This window comes from Pseudidiomarina halophila (assembly GCF_003987215.1).
Taxonomy (GTDB): Bacteria; Pseudomonadota; Gammaproteobacteria; order Enterobacterales; family Alteromonadaceae; genus Pseudidiomarina; species Pseudidiomarina halophila.
Map to the genome: position 1 here is coordinate 627787 of NZ_PIPW01000001.1, position 15745 is coordinate 643531.

A 15745-nucleotide genomic window follows, 5' to 3' on the forward strand; every position below is an offset into this window, starting at 1 on the left:
CTTATGTTTTCTAGAATCGCAGGCACTGGGCATTATTTGCCAGAGCAGTGCTTGACCAATGCCATGCTTGAGCAACGCGTCGACACGACTCACGATTGGATTGTTGAACGTACAGGTATTCATCAGCGTCATATTGCCAGTAACGGCGAAAATGCTGCCACCATGGCCGTGGCCGCAGCCCGCCAGGCGTTGGCTGCAGCAGAAACAGACATCGCCGAAATCGATTTGATTGTGGTGGCCACGACTTCCGGAGACCGCGCTTTTCCAAGTGTGGCTTGCGAGGTTCAAGCCGCGTTAACAGACGAAAATATCCCCGCTTTTGACGTTGCCGCAGCGTGTTCAGGCTTTATTTTTGCCATGAGCGTGGCGGATCAGTACATTCGTAGCGGTACCTATCGTTCGGTGTTGGTGATTGGGACGGATGTACTTTCACGTCTCTGCCGCCCAGACGACCGCAACACCATTGTGTTATTCGGTGATGGCGCCGGAGCGGTCGTTTTGCAGGCCAGCAACGTACCCGGAATAGAATCCACCCATTTACACAGCGCGGGTGAATTCGCCGATCTGTTAGGCGTAAATCATCCCCAGCGCAGGGAATCGGATCACGCCGAAGCACTTAGTGAAGCCTGGATGTACATGAAGGGCAACGAAGTATTCAAGGTTGCGGTCAGCAAGTTAAGCGAACTGGTAAATGAAACCCTAGTTGCCAACGGGTTAACGCCGGACGACCTGGACTGGTTGGTTCCCCATCAAGCGAATTTGCGTATAATCAAAGCAACCGCTAAAAAACTTAAAATGCCGATGTCGCAGGTCGTAACGACACTCGCTGATACCGGTAATACTTCGGCGGCATCGGTGCCAATCGCACTTGATGTCGCGGTTCGCGACGGACGCATTCAACGCGGTCACAAGTTATTGTTAGAAGCCTTTGGCGGTGGATTCGCCTGGGGTTCGGCATTAATCACGTATTAACTACAAAGAAAAGGAAGGCACCATGCGCGCATATGTTTTTCCAGGGCAAGGGTCACAAGCCGTCGGTATGTTAGCTGATGTAGCTGCAGAATATTCTGCCGTCAGTGAGACCTTTGCTGAAGCCAGTGAAGTGCTTGGGTACGACCTCTGGGAACTGGTTCAGGATGGTCCGGCCGAACGGCTGAACGAAACACAGCGGACGCAGCCAGCACTTTTAACTGCCAGTGTCGCGTTGTACCGCGCCCTCGAACAAGCCGGGGTGGTGGCGCCACGCTGGCTTGCAGGACACAGTCTGGGTGAATACTCGGCGTTGGTCTGCAGCGGTTGTTTAGACTTTAAAGAAGCGGTCGCGCTGGTGGCGAAACGCGGCGAGTTTATGCAACAGGCAGTACCTAGTGGTGTTGGCGCGATGGCTGCTGTCATTGGGCTTGATGATGCGTTGGTTGAAGAAGCCTGTGCCGCAGCAGCCGGCGATCAGATTGTCAGCGCGGTAAACTACAATTCACCAGGTCAGGTGGTTATTGCAGGGCACGAAGAAGCTGTCGAACGCGCCGGTGAAGCCTGTAAAGAGCGTGGCGCCAAGCGGGTATTACCACTACCGGTGAGTGTGCCTTCTCATTGCGCCCTGATGCAGCCTGCTGCGGAAAAGCTTGCCGTCGAACTCGGTAAAATCACGTTAACGACGCCGAATATTCCTGTGATAAACAATGTTGATGTCAAAGTTGAACGTGACGCGGATAAAATCCGTGATGCGCTGATTCGTCAACTTTATTCGCCGGTACGTTGGACTGAAACTGTCCGTTGTCTGGTTGAACAGGGTGTTACTGAAATTTATGAAATTGGTCCGGGTAAAGTGTTGACCGGACTGAATAAACGTATCGATAAAACAGTGCAGGGCGATGCTGTAAATACTGTTGAAGCCATTAAAGCAAGGATTTAGATCATGACAACAACTATGCAAGGTCAAGTTGCACTCGTTACCGGGGCCAGTCGTGGGATTGGTAAAGCCATTGCTGAGCAACTCGCGGCGCAGGGCGTAAAAGTTATTGGTACTGCTACAAGCGAAAAAGGTGCCGAAGCCATTTCAGCGTATTTGGGCGAGCACGGCGAGGGTCGTCAACTTGATGTCACTGATGCTGACAGTGTTGCTGGCGTTTTGGCCGCTATTGATGAGACCTACGGGCAACTGGATATTCTGGTTAACAATGCCGGTATCACCAAAGATAATTTATTAATGCGCTTAAAAGATGATGACTGGGACGCCGTTATGGACACCAATCTGAAATCTGTCTATCGCCTTTCAAAGGCGGTCATGCGTGGCATGATGAAGCGCCGCAGTGGTCGAATTATTAATATTTCGTCAGTGGTTGGAACTACCGGCAATCCCGGACAGACTAACTACTGTGCGGCAAAAGCCGGATTGGTTGGTTTTAGCAAGGCGCTTGCGCAAGAGATTGCCGCGCGCGGCATTACGGTAAACTGCGTTGCCCCAGGTTTTATCGATACAGATATGACCAAGTCTTTGACGGAAGACCAGAAACAAGCCATTTTCGCGAATATTCCGGCCAGCCGTTTAGGTCAGCCTGAAGAAGTTGCCGCCGCAGTGGTATTCTTAGCTTCTCCGGGAGCTGCCTATATCACTGGCGAAACCATCCATGTGAATGGTGGTCTGGCAATGGTGTAAGGAAATCGGCAGGCAAGGGGTATGACCTCTCGGGAATTAGCTAATTTTTCCTTTATTAATGCCGCCGCATTCACTACACTAAGCGCAAATTTGAACACGATACCTAAATGAAGGGACATTGAAACAATGAGCACTATTGAAGAACGCGTTAAAAAAATCATCATCGAACAGTTGGGCGTTAAAGAAGAAGAAGTGAAATCTGAAGCTTCTTTTGAGAACGACCTGGGTGCTGACTCACTTGATACAGTTGAGTTGGTCATGGCTCTTGAAGAAGAGTTCGAAACTGAGATTCCAGACGAAGAAGCTGAGAAGATCAAAACTGTTCAAGCCGCTATCGATTACGTGACTAATCACGCAAACGACTAAGTGCAAGTTTGTTGAAAAGGGCGGAATGAAAATTCCGCCTTTTTTCTATGTGGCATAACGGTAACGAGTTACCCGACCAGGCTCTTGATCGCGGTCTCCAATTTGGCGACGGCCACTTTACTACGCTTACTATTGAAAACGGTCGTATCCGCTGGTGGGCATGCCATTGGCAGCGCTTGCAGGCAGCAAGCGAACGATTACACATCTGTTTACCTACTGAAGCCGAACTCTTCAGCTGCTTAACTCAGCTTACCCAAGCTCATCCAAAACGAGATTTAGTAGTTAAAATCATCGTAACTCGTGGCCCTGGCGCCCGTGGTTATGGGTTTAACGAGCAAGCTAATCCGCACTGGTATATCACTACAACAGCGCTATCAGAACGCACACACAAACCGTTAAAGGTTGATATTGCAGAATTGCGCTTAAGTCGTTCGGAGCATCTGGCCGGTTTAAAGACACTCAATCGGCTCGAACAGGTTTTGCTAAGCCATGAACGGCAACAGCGAGAGCTTGATGAGCTGATCGTTTTAGATAGCACTGAGCAAGTGGTCGAGGCTATTTCCAGTAATTTAATCTGGCGACAGGGTGACTCCTGGTATACCCCAAGCCTTGATTATGCAGGGGTAAACGGGGTTGTCCGGACACAATTGTTGAGCGATCAACCGGTAAACCTTGACGTCTGTGACACAGCATCGTTGGCGCAAGTGCTGGCCGCTGATCAGGTGATTCTCACAAATAGTGTTTTAGGCTTGCGCCCGGTTGCGCAAATAGGCGAACATAGACCCACTGATCCGACATTACCGAAGGCATTAATAAATTGGTGGCAGGCATCCGACGTTTCTTCTTAATTAGCTTAATCCTAATCGCTTCTGGCGGGGTAGTTGCTGGCTATTGGAGTTACCAGTTGGCACAGCAGGAGTTACACTTAACGGGTGCGCCGGAGTTGTTAGAGATTAAACGCGGCGACCATGCTAAATCAATTCTAAACGATCTGGCGCAGCGCGGTTGGTTGACCCAGGCAGTGACGCCTAGTTATTTTGCCAGTCGCGTTTGGGCACGACCTGAAGGCTTACAGGCTGGGGTCTATCAGGTTCGGGACGGCCAATCCTTATTTGAGTTGTGGCAACAGCTGCGTCAGGGCGATCAATATCAGTTTAGTATTGCCCTGATAGAGGGGCAGACTCTGGCCCAATGGCTGACGGCTATTGGCGCGCATCCTTATCTGGCAGGTACAGAGGAACTCCGCTCCGGAGGCGAACTGGTGACGAAAGTGACTGGCAGCGATCAGCTTAACTCGCTGGAAGGCTATCTGGCGCCAGATACCTATCATTTTTACGCTGGTACAGCCGCTCTGAAATTGCTGCGCACAGCGTATACTGCCCAGCAACAGCGCTTGCTTGACGCGTGGCAGCAACGTGCAGATGACTTGCCATACGCAACGCCCTACGAATTATTAATTATGGCCTCGATCATCGAGAAAGAAACAGGCCTTGGTAGTGAGCGGGATTTGGTTAGTTCAGTGTTTGTAAACCGCCTGAATACCGGGATGCGCTTGCAGTCTGATCCCACCACTATTTATGGAATTGACAACTTTGATGGCAATCTTACTCGTGCCCATTTACGCGAGACGACCGCCTACAATACCTATCGGATCGACGGTTTGCCGCCGACACCGATTGCGATGCCGAGTCAAGCGAGTCTGATTGCCGCGGCGCAGCCTGCGACATCACCATACTTCTATTTTGTTGCCGATGGCTCGGGCGGTCATGTATTTTCCGAGACACTGACGGAGCACAACCGTGCGGTCAATCGTTATCAACGAGGAAAGCATTAATATCATGCAGGGAAAATTTATCGTTGTTGAAGGTCTGGAAGGTGCCGGTAAAAGCTCGGCAATTGCCAGTTTGGTCAGTCACCTGCAAGCCAAAAGCATAGCTACGCTAACGGTGCGTGAGCCCGGTGGTACGCCACTTGCAGAAGCGTTACGTGATTTAGTTAAGCAGGAATGGCAGGAGACCGTTACTGCGGAAACTGAATTGCTGTTGATGTATGCAAGCCGGGTGCAACTGGTCGAAAACGTGATCAAACCTGCGTTAAAGGCGGGCAAATGGGTCATTGCAGATCGTCACGACTTGTCGTCGCGCGCCTATCAGGGCGGTGGACGGGAATTGGGCGATAGTAAGTTACGGACGTTGAAACAGCTGGTATTAGGCGATTTTGCGCCGGATCTGACGCTGTTGCTCGACCTTGATCCGGAAATAGGCCTGCAACGCGCCCGTGAGCGTGGTGAGCTGGATCGTATCGAACAGGAAACGGTAGCTTTCTTTGAACGTACCCGGGCGCGCTATCTCGAGATTGCGGAAGCAGATCGCAGTATTCAGGTGATTGATGCTGAACAGCCAATGGGCGAAGTGCATCAGGCTTTAGTGAATGCGCTTGAAATTGCTCTATTTGGTGAGCGGGGATACCCTTCGTGAGCCTGCCCTGGTTACGTGAGAACTGGCGACAGCTGGTCAATGAGTACGCCAGCGGCAACCTTAATCATGCCCATTGTTTGCCATGGCAACCGGATCTTGGTGCTGAAGCCTTTATTAAAGAGTGGCTTAAGTTATTGCTCTGTACCCAGGCCAGAAATCGGGCGTGTGGCGTGTGCAAGAGTTGCTTATTGCACAAGGCCGGTAATCATCCTGATTATTATGAAGTTGCCAGTCAGGACGGTAAGGTCGTTAGTGTTGATCAAATTCGTGAGCTCACAGGCAAACTTCAACAAACGCCAAATCAGGCGGGTGCTAAAGTGGTTTGGTTACGTGACGCAGAGCGCATGTCAATCACTGCCGCAAATGCACTGCTGAAAACTCTGGAAGAACCGACGCAATCGACTTACTTTGTCGTGAGTCCGGAACGCACTGAACGTTTATTGCCAACCTTACGTAGTCGTATGCAGCTGCATCGCTTTAATGTGCCGGATGAAACTGCAGTTGCGCAATGGCTGGCACAACAGTTAGAAAGGGTCTTAACCGCAGCCGAACAACAGCTGTGCAAACGGTATCACCACCGGCCTCTGGCCCTGCTGGAGTGGCTCGAGAATGATTCTGTGCCAGCGGATTATCCGCAGCAGCTTGCGTCAGCGTTGCTTGGCGATAGTGGCTGGCCAGCGCCGGATAAATCAAGTTGGCGCGACTGGTTGCTGGCAACGGAACACTTACTTAATGAGTTGGTGCGGTTAAAGCAGGGGCTGGGAAATGAGCATCTGCAGTTGGTTTCGCAGCAGGAACAACTGACCCGCTGGCTGACGGAAAAAAATTATCAGGTGACAGAATTAAATCATTGGTTAAAATCATGTTATGATGTGCGAAGAAAATTAGCAGAACAAAGCGGTCTTAATGGCCCATTACTACTCCAAGAACTCTGGACGAGGTTGCGTTAACAATGGCAGCGAAGCGCATACATTTAAAATCAGAAGAACAGTTACGCCGGATGTATATGCCGTTTATTAAAGGTGGCGCGCTATTTGTTGGGACCGATGATCCTTACAGCATTGGTGATGAATTAGCATTACTGGTTCGACTGCCTGGTGATAGCGATGATACTCTGGTGAAAGGCAAAGTCGTCTGGCTGGCACCTGCACGTCCCGGCCGAGCCGATCAACGTGGGGTTGGCGTACAGTTTCTGGAAGATAAGTCGCACCTACGTAATCGTATCGAGACCTTACTCGGTCATCTCGGCGAATCAAACGCACCTACCGCTACCATGTAACGTCTCAGTTGCAGATAAATTTCTGACACAACGTTAAGGAGTCGCTGTGTATATCGATTCACATTGTCATCTCGACAAACTAAAACTTGATGAATTTGACGGTTCAATCGCTAAGGTTATAGCCGAAGCGAAGCAAGCTGGTGTCCAGCAGATGCTTTGTATCGGCGTTACGCTTGAAGACTTTCCCGGCATGCGTGATCTGGTGCGTGAGTACCCGGAAGTTGCTATTTCCTGTGGTGTCCATCCGTTGTACATCGCCAAGCACCCGTTCGCGCAGCAGCAGCTAAAAGAATTTGCAAGCAGTGACGAAGTCGTTGCGATCGGCGAAACCGGACTGGATTACTTTTACGATAGTGAGAGCAAAACCGTACAACAAAACAGTTTTGCTTATCACATTGAACTTGCCAATGAGTTGCGTAAACCTCTAATTATTCATACCCGGGACGCTCAGCAGGATACTTTAGGTTTATTGCGAGAAGGTCATGCCGAGCGTTGTGGCGGGGTATTGCATTGCTTTACCGAGTCGTACGAGATGGCGAAAGAAGCAATTGATGAGTTTGATTTTTATATTTCGATATCCGGAATAGCAAGTTTTCGCAATGCGACTGAATTACGTGATGTGGTGAAACGGTTACCCCTGGACAAACTTTTAATTGAAACGGACAGCCCCTGGTTGGCGCCGGTTCCGCATCGCGGCAAACAGAATCAGCCCGCTTACGTGGCGGACGTTGCCAAGTGTGTTGCCGATATCAAAGGTATCAGTCTGGCCGAAGTTGCCGCCACCACAACTGCGAATTTTTTCCGCTTATTTGACCGGGTAACTCCTGTTTCCCGATAAAATTTCGCAAAGAAAGACAAAAAAATTAGCAAAATTCTAATTGTTGTCTACACTAAATTTTACCTTCTAAATTTATCGAGTTAGCGCACGGCTCAATCCCTTGAGCCATTCCCCTAAGCTCGGGACTTATCAATTGGTCCCGAGCATTTTTTTATCTGAAAACCAACAACATTGAAGAGGTAAAGCTATGGGAACAGCTACCGGAACAGCAAAGGATCGTACGGATCGTCCAGACTTTGATGCTGAATTACAAGCTATTGCCGATTACGTGATGACCAGTTCCATCGACAGCGATCTGGCCTGGCAAACTGCGCGTTACTGTTTTATGGACACCCTCGGTTGCGGGTTGCTGGCGTTACGCTATCCCGAGTGCCTGAAGCACCTGGGCCCGTTGGTCGAAGGCACGACGGTACCGCACGGTTCACGTGTGCCGGGTACCTCTTTTCGACTCGATCCGGTTAAGGCCGCGTGGGACATCGGTTGTTGTGTGCGCTGGCTGGACTTTAATGATACCTGGCTGGCGGCTGAATGGGGCCATCCTTCAGATAATCTGGGTGCAATTCTGGCAATCTGTGATCATGAATCGCAGCAACGAGTGGCGCGGGGTGATAAACCTCTGACCATGCAAACCGTATTGGAAGCAATGATTAAAGCTCATGAAATTCAAGGCGTGCTGGCGTTGCAGAATAGCTTTAACCGGGTAGGCCTGGATCATGTGCTACTGGTTAAAGTGGCATCAACTGCCGTGGCGACCTGGTTGCTGGGTGGCAGTCGTGAGCAGGTTTTGTCGGCGTTGTCTCATGCCTGGGTAGATGGGCAGGCACTGCGTACCTATCGCCATGCGCCCAATGCGGGATCACGTAAATCCTGGGCAGCGGGTGACGCTACGAGTCGTGCCGTCCGGCTGGCCGGCATCGCGATGAGCGGTGAAATGGGAATACCGGGCGCACTGACAGCAAAAGGTTGGGGTTTTTACGACGTAACCTTTAACAAGCCGTTGCAACGTGAGCAGGACTACGACAGCTACGTGATGGAGAATATTCTCTTTAAACTGTCTTTTCCGGCGGAGTTTCATGCGCAAACGGCCTGTGAAGCAGCAATGACCTTACATCCATCTGTTAAGAACCGCATTGACGAAATTGAGAAGATTGTCATCACTACTCATGAATCCGCAGTTCGGATTATCGCCAAAGAGGGCAAATTAGCCAATCCAGCTGATCGTGATCATTGCTTACAGTATATGGTCGCAGTGCCATTACTCTTCGGTGAGTTGAACGCTGACCACTATGAAGATGGTTTTCACGCCGCACATCCCGAAATCGATGAATTACGGGCCAAAATGGAGGTTGTTGAAAACCAGGCGTACAGCCGCGACTATCTGGATCCTGAGAAACGTTCGATTGCTAATGCGTTGCAGGTGTTCTTTAAAGATGGATCAAGTTCAGAACAGATTGAAGTACAGTATCCGATTGGACATCGCCAGCGCCGCGACGAGGGACTACCGGTGCTGGAGGCGAAGTTTGCCGACAATCTAGCCACCCGCTTTCCGCAACAACGGGTGGCTGAATTGCTAAATGTCTGCTCTGACCATGCGCGTTTTGTACAAACGCCGGTGCATGAAATGATGGCGTGGTTAACAATTTAACCGCGCCAAATCACCAATAGAATAAGTATCGGGCAAACAAACTTCACATACCAGGGCCAGATTTTCCAGAACCATGAGGTCTGGATTTCTGGCGACCCGTCTTGCAGCGCTTTCAACAAAAAGTGCTGGCGTAAGATCCAGGTTAATAGCACACCAAAGGTTAATCCCAATAGTGGCTGCATATAGACCGTGGTAATGGTAATGACCAGGCCAAATAAACTTTCAAAGTTAAAAATGATGACGGCGGAGATAAGACCAATGGTGAGTCCTACCACCCACGCCATTTGTGAGCGCGGCTGACCGGTTTCTTCACGGAGAGCATTGACCGGTGCTTCAAGCATTGAAATCGATGAAGTGATGGCGGCGATAACCATTAAGGTAAAGAACGCGAAGGCTACCCATAAGCCAGCGCTGCCCATTGAGTCAAACATTGCTGGCAACACGGCGAATACCAGAGTATCAGAGGAAAGCAGGGCGCCGGCATCATCATAAATCACCACGCCCAGCTCTTGCGCCGCGAACATAGCTGGCAAAATAAGTAAGCCAGCCAGAAAAGCTACCGAGGTATCCAGGCCAGCGACCCATCCCGCTGTTTTAGGCAAATTCTCTTGTTTAGAAAGGTAGGCGCCGTAAGTCATCATGCAAGCAGCACCTATAGATAACGAGAAAAAGGCTTGTCCCATTGCGCGAATAATGAGGTTCGGATCAAAAACACGGCTGAAATCGGGCGTCAGGTACATTTTTAAACCGTCGGTTGCGCCAGGCAATGTCAGGATGTAAACCACCATAGCGATCAATAAGACGAACAGTAGCGGCATTAAACGCGTTGACCAGCGTTCAATACCATCAGTTACGCCGGAGCGCACGACATGAATGGTGAGCAGCAAAAATAAAACCATCATGCTCAGGTTACGTGCAACACTAAATTCAGTAAGCCAGTCCGCGGCTGCAGGGAAACCAAGCAATTCAGCTACCGGGGCGAACATAAAGGCGAGTAACCAGCCGGAAACAATCGCATAAAAACTCAGAATAAGTGATAAAACCACTAAGGCCACCACCCCGGTTAAGGCACCGAAGCCTCGCCATAGCGGTTTCTCGCTCAGCGCGCGAAGTGCTTCAACGGGATTTTGTTGACGCATGCGGCCAATGGTAAGTTCGGCCACCAGCATTGGATAGGCAAGCGCCAGGATCATAAAGAGGTAAACCAATAAAAAAGCACCACCGCCATTACTTGCGGCTTGTGTCGGGAAGCCCCAGATGTTGCCAACCCCGACTGCGGAGCCAGCTGCTGCCAGAATAAAGCCGATGCGCGAAGAAAATGCAGGTGATGAGGATGCCATAATTTGATTCTTTTTATTGTTATTAGGAATTAGGTTTACGGCGAAAGCTCGCCACGAAGATCAGTTTGCAGACAGCGTTCAAGTTCAGCCTGGCTCAGGTCTTGCGAAAGCAGGTAATGAAGCTTGGTCAACGCAGCCTCTACGGTCATGTCGAAACCGCTTATGACGCCAATTTCTGCCAATGCATTGCCGGTTGCGTAACCGCCCATGTTCACTTTTCCTTTGAAACACTGGGTACAGTTCAAAATGGTGACCCCTGAATTTACCCCGCGGGCAAGGCTCGCCAGCAGTTGTTCATTTTGCGGGGCATTGCCAACCCCATAACTTTGCATAATCAGGGCTCGCACCGGCTGCTGTAGCAAGTGATCGAACAACACCGGAGAAATACCAGGATACAGAGTTATCACGCCAATATGCTGCGGTGTCACGCCACGCACGCGCAATGGGCTTTCGTCTAAGGGCTTTACTGTACCAGCTTTCACTGTGATCTGAATGCCGGCTTCGAGTAACGGGCGGAAGTTCGGCGAGTCGAATGCATTAAAACCATTGGCATCAGCTTTGGTCGCGCGGTTGCCGCGATATAACTGATTATTAAAGAATAATCCGACCTCATGTATGGGGTAATTTGCGGCAATATAAAGCGCGTTAAGAAGATTCGTCTGTCCATCAGAACGTAACGCCGCCAAGGGAATTTGCGAACCTGTAATAATGACTGGCTTGCCGAGATTCTCAAACATAAACGACAGCGCCGAAGCGGTGTAGGCCATGGTATCGGTGCCATGCAGAATGACGAAACCGTCGTAGTCGGCATAGTGCGCCTGAATATCATCGGCAATACGCTGCCAGTCATTTGGCGACATGTCCGATGAATCCATTAAGGGGGTGTACTCATGAATATCAAACAGGGGCATTTCGGCGCGAAAAAACTCCGGCATTTTATTGACGCATTCGGTCAAAAAGCCGGGCGCAGGGACATAGCCCTGCGCCGATTTTTGCATACCTATGGTGCCGCCTGTATAGGCGACGTAAATACGCTTACGTTTTGCTGTCATGCACTCTATAACCCTACTGCCAATTGTTACGGCGATTAGTTAATGGGGCAGACTTCGCACAGCAGATAGATACCATTTGGGTCGTTAAACTTAGAGGTCAACTGCAACTCGCGCCAGACACCCATTAACTTTTGTTTCATGGGGTCGATGGTACGTGGAGACTCGCTGACAGGCAAGAAAACTTGCGCCTGACCAAACAGGTCGCGCAAGAAACGTTCACGGGCGTTGAGCTCCGGTTCAACATTGACGACATTATAGTCGTTGATCTGAGCCAGGTTTGCAGCAGCGATAATTGCCTGATCTAAATCACCAAGGCGGTCGACTAAACCCAGTTCCTGGGCTTTGGCTCCTGTCCAGACACGGCCTTGCGCAACTTCATGCACCTGGTCATAAGTCATGTCACGACTTTCCGCGACCATGCTGACAAAGTCGTGATAAAACTTTTCAATTGAAGTCTGCACAATTTCAGCAGCGGCTTCCGGCAACGGCCGGGTAATATCCATTACCGGCATCTCGGTGGTGTGATAACCATCGTTATAAACGCCAACGTGCGCCAGTGAGTCTTCGATGGTAAAAAACATACCGAATACGCCGATTGAGCCGGTAATAGTGGTCGGGGCTGCCCATATTTCATCAGCACTTGCGGCAATCCAATAGCCACCTGATGCTGCTACCGATGACATCGAGGCAATGACGGGTATACCCGCAGCTTGCAATTCAAGGACTTCCTGGCGAATTACCTCAGATGCAAAACCACTGCCGCCGGGGCTATCGATACGCAAGACCACTGCTTTAGTTGCATCATTGAGACGCGCTTTACGCAGCAGTGCCGCCGTACTGTCACCACCAATAGAACCTGGTTTCTGATAACCATCGACAATGACACCGCGCGCCACAACAACGGCAATCTCATCCTTTTCTTCATCCTCATCAATAAACTCTGGAAGCTGGGCGTCCAGGTAGTTTTTGTGACTGATCTTGCGCCAGCTTTTCTCATCCTTGTCCAGACCGGTTAACTCGATCATTTGGCTGCGGAAGGCTTCGCGGGTTAACAGTTCATCAACCAAGCCACCATTTAGTGTCATTTGTGCCAGGTCTTCATTGCTTTCAGCTAACACAGCTTTGAAATCTTCAATAGTGCCTGACAGTAAACGCGGATCGATTTCCCGTAATTGCTGCAATGAAGTGACATAGTCAGCCCAAAGTGCGTCATAAAGTTCAGCACTTGCTTCACGCGCCTGCTCCGACATATCGTTACGGGTGTAGGGTTCGACGGCTGATTTGTAAGCTCCGACTTTAAATACGTGGGTGCTGACTTTGAGCTTGTTCAATAGTTCATTAAAATAGAGTCGGTATCCCCCCATGCCCTCGAACATCATAGAACCAAGCGGATTCAGGTAAATTTTTTCGCCATGGGCCGCAATAAAATATTGTGCTTGCGAGTAGTAGTCGCCATAGCTATAAACGGGTTTGCCGGAATCACGGAAACTTGCCAGTGCTTCGCCAACTTGTTTCATTTTGTTCAGACCACCACCGGCGAATTCTGATAAATGCAGATAAATACCGCTGATACGCGGATCATCTTTGGCTTTCTCGATACTTTCCAAAACATCGCTGAGTAAGGTTTCAGGCGGCGTCCCCTGACCACCGAAGGCTTCATCAAAGAAGGAATCCATAGGATCCACCCAGGTCTTTTCTTCCACCAGAGTTCCGCGCAATTCCACCACAAGAACGCCGTTGTCAGGCACTATGACAGGTTCATCACCGGCCAGCATGATGACAACAACCACCGCCAGCAAGAAAAAGAAGATGACATTCAAGAGGATCTTGCGGATCCCATTGATTAAGCCGAATAGTTTTTTGAATACGTTGGCAATTCCGCTCATTACTGTGCGTCCCTTGTGGTTATCAGATCGAGGTTATTAGTGTGCAGAATACTGAAGATTTAATGATTAAACCAGTAGCACAATGTAACAGAGCGTGATCCTTTGATAAGCTAACGGCAGTTAAATTTTATCCGTATTGCAATCCAAGGAACTACTATGCAGGCGATCGAGTTACTTACCACACGTTCCTCAATGCCCCGACTGATTGAGCCAGGACCTAACGCTGCGCAATTTCAACTGTTACAACGTGCAGCAGCAAGGGCTCCGGATCATATGGCACTGATGCCTTATCGTTTCGTAGTTTACAAGGCTGACGCAAGGCAGCGACTCGGAGCAATTTTTCGCCGCGCCGCAGAAGCCAAAGGATTATCCGATGAGGCTTGTCTGCAAGCCAGTCAGTTGCCATTACGGGCACCGATGGTGATCGTGTGTCTACTGGACTATCAACCACATGATAAGGTGCCACGCGACGAGCAATTCGCCAGTGCAGCCTGTGCAACACTATTAATGCAGCAAGCTTCCTTTGCACAGAACCTGGGCGCAATCTGGCGGACGGGTTGGTTTGCCGAAGATCCCCAGGTATTGCGGGAGATCGGCGGAAAGAGTGATGATGCCATCGTTGGCTTTCTCTATGTTGGCACCCCTGCGGTGCCAACACCCATTAAGCCGGATAAAGACGTCGCTGAAAAATTCAGCGACGGCTAAAGGGATCAGAATTCGAGGTTTTTCGGTGCCCGGGGGAAGGGGATCACGTCGCGAATGTTGGTCATGCCAGTAACATAGGTGACCAGACGTTCAAACCCCAGACCAAAGCCAGCGTGTGGCACGGTACCGTAACGGCGCAGATCGCGATACCAGCTGTAGTGTTCCATGGGTAAGCCCATTTCCTGCATACGCTCATCAAGCTTACTCAGGCGCTCTTCACGGGCACTGCCACCGATGATCTCGCCGATGCCCGGGGCCAGAATATCCATGGCGGCAACGGTTTTACCGTCATCATTCTGGCGCATGTAAAAGGCTTTGATATCTTTCGGGTAATTTTTCAGCACTATGGGGGCGCCAACATGCTCTTCCGCAAGGTAGCGCTCATGCTCAGACTGCAAGTCTGTGCCCCATTCAACGCCGTACTCAAACTTCTTCCCGCAGTTCTGTAAAATCTCGACGGCTTCGCTGTAATCCATATGGACAAACTTGTTGCTAACCAGATGTTGCAGCCGGTCCAGCACATTTTTGTCAATGCGTTGCTGGAAAAATGCCATATCGTCCGCACGCTCTTCAAGAACCGCGTTAATGCAGTACTTCAGCATAGCTTCGGCGAGGTCGGCAATGTCATTCAGATCAGCAAACGCAAGTTCCGGTTCAACCATCCAGAATTCGGCCAGATGACGACTGGTATTGGAATTTTCCGCCCGGAACGTCGGGCCAAAGGTGTACACTTTTGACAGCGCACAGGCATAGGTTTCGACGTTGAGTTGTCCTGATACGGTCAGGAAGGATTCTTTACCGAAGAAATCTTTGCTGTAATCGACAGTACCTTGTTCATTCAACGGCAGGTTCATTGCATCCAGGGTGGATACGCGGAACATTTCGCCAGCGCCTTCGGCATCTGAAGCCGTTAAGATAGGGGTCGCAACCCACAGGTAGCCGTGCTCATGGAAAAAGCGGTGAATGGCCTGGGCCAGACAGTTGCGCACCCGCATGACAGCACCGGTAACATTGGTGCGCGGGCGTAAATGGGCGTACTCGCGCAAGTATTCCATAGAGTGAGGCTTGGGCGACATAGGGTAGGTGTCAGGGTCTTCGACCAGACCGTAGACCTCTACTTTGGTGGCCTGCAGTTCGAAGGCTTGGCCTTTACCTGCAGATTCCGCAACGGTACCAGTAATAGCAACGCTTGCGCCTGTGGTGAGTTTTAATACTTCATCTTCATAATTATCGAGTTCATTGGGCACCACCGCCTGGATAGGATCAAAGCACGAACCATCATGGATATTGATAAACGAGATACCCGCTTTTGAGTCGCGGCGGGTTCTTACCCAACCACGCACGGTAACCTGTTCACCAACAGCGACTTTACCGGCTAAAACATCGACAACTGTTGCGAAGGACATACGTCTTAAAACTCCGTGTACAAGGTGAAATACAGCAAATTTAGATTGATTCAGAGGTTAATCCGAAAAAGAACGTCTATGTTACCTTGCTTTGT

Annotated in this window: 16 protein-coding genes; 12 read left to right on the top strand and 4 right to left on the bottom strand. The window is 50.1% G+C overall.

Annotation, left to right across the window (positions count from 1 at the left end):
* The first annotated feature begins 3 nt into the window (after positions 1 to 3).
* The 11 genes from CWI69_RS03015 to CWI69_RS03065 all read left to right on the top strand — a co-directional run bounded on the left by CWI69_RS03015 (position 4) and on the right by CWI69_RS03065 (position 9261).
* A complete protein-coding gene (locus CWI69_RS03015; RefSeq protein ID WP_126761761.1) occupies positions 4 to 972 on the top strand; it encodes a beta-ketoacyl-ACP synthase III in 969 nt (322 codons plus the stop codon).
* Between the two features lie 22 nt (positions 973 to 994).
* A complete protein-coding gene (fabD, locus tag CWI69_RS03020) occupies positions 995 to 1912 on the top strand; it encodes an ACP S-malonyltransferase (RefSeq protein WP_126761763.1) in 918 nt (305 codons plus the stop codon).
* 3 nt (positions 1913 to 1915) lie between these two features.
* Positions 1916 to 2656, top strand: coding sequence for a 3-oxoacyl-ACP reductase FabG (fabG, locus tag CWI69_RS03025; protein WP_126761765.1), 741 nt, complete (start codon positions 1916 to 1918; stop codon positions 2654 to 2656).
* A 126-nt stretch (positions 2657 to 2782) separates the two neighbouring features.
* Positions 2783 to 3022 (top strand): acyl carrier protein, encoded by a 240-nt coding sequence (acpP, locus tag CWI69_RS03030; protein ID WP_126761767.1) that lies wholly within the window; start codon positions 2783 to 2785, stop codon positions 3020 to 3022.
* Positions 3023 to 3069: 47 nt separating this feature from the next.
* Positions 3070 to 3870 (top strand): aminodeoxychorismate lyase, encoded by an 801-nt coding sequence (gene pabC, locus CWI69_RS03035; RefSeq protein ID WP_126761769.1) that lies wholly within the window; start codon positions 3070 to 3072, stop codon positions 3868 to 3870.
* On the top strand, positions 3843 to 4856 hold the full coding sequence (gene mltG, locus CWI69_RS03040; RefSeq protein ID WP_157984229.1) for an endolytic transglycosylase MltG: 1014 nt from the start codon (positions 3843 to 3845) through the stop codon (positions 4854 to 4856). Before pabC ends, mltG begins: the two co-directional genes overlap by 28 nt.
* 4 nt (positions 4857 to 4860) lie before the next feature.
* Complete coding sequence (gene tmk, locus CWI69_RS03045; protein ID WP_126761773.1) at positions 4861 to 5499, top strand: dTMP kinase; 639 nt, start codon at positions 4861 to 4863, stop codon at positions 5497 to 5499.
* Positions 5496 to 6449 (top strand): hypothetical protein, encoded by a 954-nt coding sequence (locus CWI69_RS03050; RefSeq protein WP_157984230.1) that lies wholly within the window; start codon positions 5496 to 5498, stop codon positions 6447 to 6449. Before tmk ends, CWI69_RS03050 begins: the two co-directional genes overlap by 4 nt.
* A 2-nt stretch (positions 6450 to 6451) precedes the next feature.
* Positions 6452 to 6778, top strand: coding sequence for a PilZ domain-containing protein (locus CWI69_RS03055; RefSeq protein WP_126761777.1), 327 nt, complete (start codon positions 6452 to 6454; stop codon positions 6776 to 6778).
* A 46-nt stretch (positions 6779 to 6824) separates the two neighbouring features.
* A complete protein-coding gene (locus CWI69_RS03060) occupies positions 6825 to 7616 on the top strand; it encodes a TatD family hydrolase (protein WP_126761779.1) in 792 nt (263 codons plus the stop codon).
* 187 nt (positions 7617 to 7803) lie between these two features.
* Positions 7804 to 9261 carry a bifunctional 2-methylcitrate dehydratase/aconitate hydratase gene (locus CWI69_RS03065; protein ID WP_126761781.1) on the top strand — a complete coding sequence of 486 codons (1458 nt, stop codon included), beginning with the start codon at positions 7804 to 7806 and terminating at the stop codon, positions 9259 to 9261.
* On the opposite strand, the gene CWI69_RS03070 is transcribed toward CWI69_RS03065, so the two are convergent.
* The 3 genes from CWI69_RS03070 to sppA are packed head-to-tail and all read right to left on the bottom strand — an operon-like array spanning position 9258 to position 13539.
* Positions 9258 to 10601, bottom strand: coding sequence for a sodium-dependent transporter (locus CWI69_RS03070; protein ID WP_126761782.1), 1344 nt, complete (start codon positions 10599 to 10601; stop codon positions 9258 to 9260). The genes CWI69_RS03065 and CWI69_RS03070 overlap by 4 nt on opposite strands.
* Positions 10602 to 10636: 35 nt before the next feature.
* On the bottom strand, positions 10637 to 11653 hold the full coding sequence (ansA, locus tag CWI69_RS03075; RefSeq protein ID WP_126761784.1) for an asparaginase: 1017 nt from the start codon (positions 11651 to 11653) through the stop codon (positions 10637 to 10639).
* A 35-nt stretch (positions 11654 to 11688) separates the two neighbouring features.
* Positions 11689 to 13539, bottom strand: coding sequence for a signal peptide peptidase SppA (gene sppA / locus CWI69_RS03080; protein ID WP_198678872.1), 1851 nt, complete (start codon positions 13537 to 13539; stop codon positions 11689 to 11691).
* A 156-nt stretch (positions 13540 to 13695) separates the two neighbouring features.
* Between sppA and CWI69_RS03085 the strand changes: the two genes are divergently transcribed.
* Complete coding sequence (locus tag CWI69_RS03085; protein ID WP_126761786.1) at positions 13696 to 14244, top strand: nitroreductase family protein; 549 nt, start codon at positions 13696 to 13698, stop codon at positions 14242 to 14244.
* 5 nt (positions 14245 to 14249) lie between these two features.
* Here the strand turns inward: CWI69_RS03085 and asnS are convergent, their stop codons facing one another.
* A complete protein-coding gene (gene asnS / locus CWI69_RS03090; RefSeq protein ID WP_126761788.1) occupies positions 14250 to 15650 on the bottom strand; it encodes an asparagine--tRNA ligase in 1401 nt (466 codons plus the stop codon).
* Positions 15651 to 15745: the final 95 nt, after the last annotated feature.

Excerpts from the sequence above, each read along its gene's own strand:
- CWI69_RS03015 (WP_126761761.1), top strand. The coding sequence starts at position 4 with ATGTTTTCTAGAATCGCAGGCACTGGGCATTATTTGCCAGAGCAGTGC.
- fabD (WP_126761763.1), top strand. The coding sequence starts at position 995 with ATGCGCGCATATGTTTTTCCAGGGCAAGGGTCACAAGCCGTCGGTATG.
- fabG (WP_126761765.1), top strand. The coding sequence starts at position 1,916 with ATGACAACAACTATGCAAGGTCAAGTTGCACTCGTTACCGGGGCCAGT.
- acpP (WP_126761767.1), top strand. The coding sequence starts at position 2,783 with ATGAGCACTATTGAAGAACGCGTTAAAAAAATCATCATCGAACAGTTG.
- pabC (WP_126761769.1), top strand. The coding sequence starts at position 3,070 with ATGTGGCATAACGGTAACGAGTTACCCGACCAGGCTCTTGATCGCGGT.
- tmk (WP_126761773.1), top strand. The coding sequence starts at position 4,861 with ATGCAGGGAAAATTTATCGTTGTTGAAGGTCTGGAAGGTGCCGGTAAA.
- CWI69_RS03055 (WP_126761777.1), top strand. The coding sequence starts at position 6,452 with ATGGCAGCGAAGCGCATACATTTAAAATCAGAAGAACAGTTACGCCGG.
- CWI69_RS03065 (WP_126761781.1), top strand. The coding sequence starts at position 7,804 with ATGGGAACAGCTACCGGAACAGCAAAGGATCGTACGGATCGTCCAGAC.
- CWI69_RS03070 (WP_126761782.1), bottom strand. The coding sequence starts at position 10,601 with ATGGCATCCTCATCACCTGCATTTTCTTCGCGCATCGGCTTTATTCTG.
- ansA (WP_126761784.1), bottom strand. The coding sequence starts at position 11,653 with ATGACAGCAAAACGTAAGCGTATTTACGTCGCCTATACAGGCGGCACC.
- sppA (WP_198678872.1), bottom strand. The coding sequence starts at position 13,539 with ATGAGCGGAATTGCCAACGTATTCAAAAAACTATTCGGCTTAATCAAT.
- CWI69_RS03085 (WP_126761786.1), top strand. The coding sequence starts at position 13,696 with ATGCAGGCGATCGAGTTACTTACCACACGTTCCTCAATGCCCCGACTG.
- asnS (WP_126761788.1), bottom strand. The coding sequence starts at position 15,650 with ATGTCCTTCGCAACAGTTGTCGATGTTTTAGCCGGTAAAGTCGCTGTT.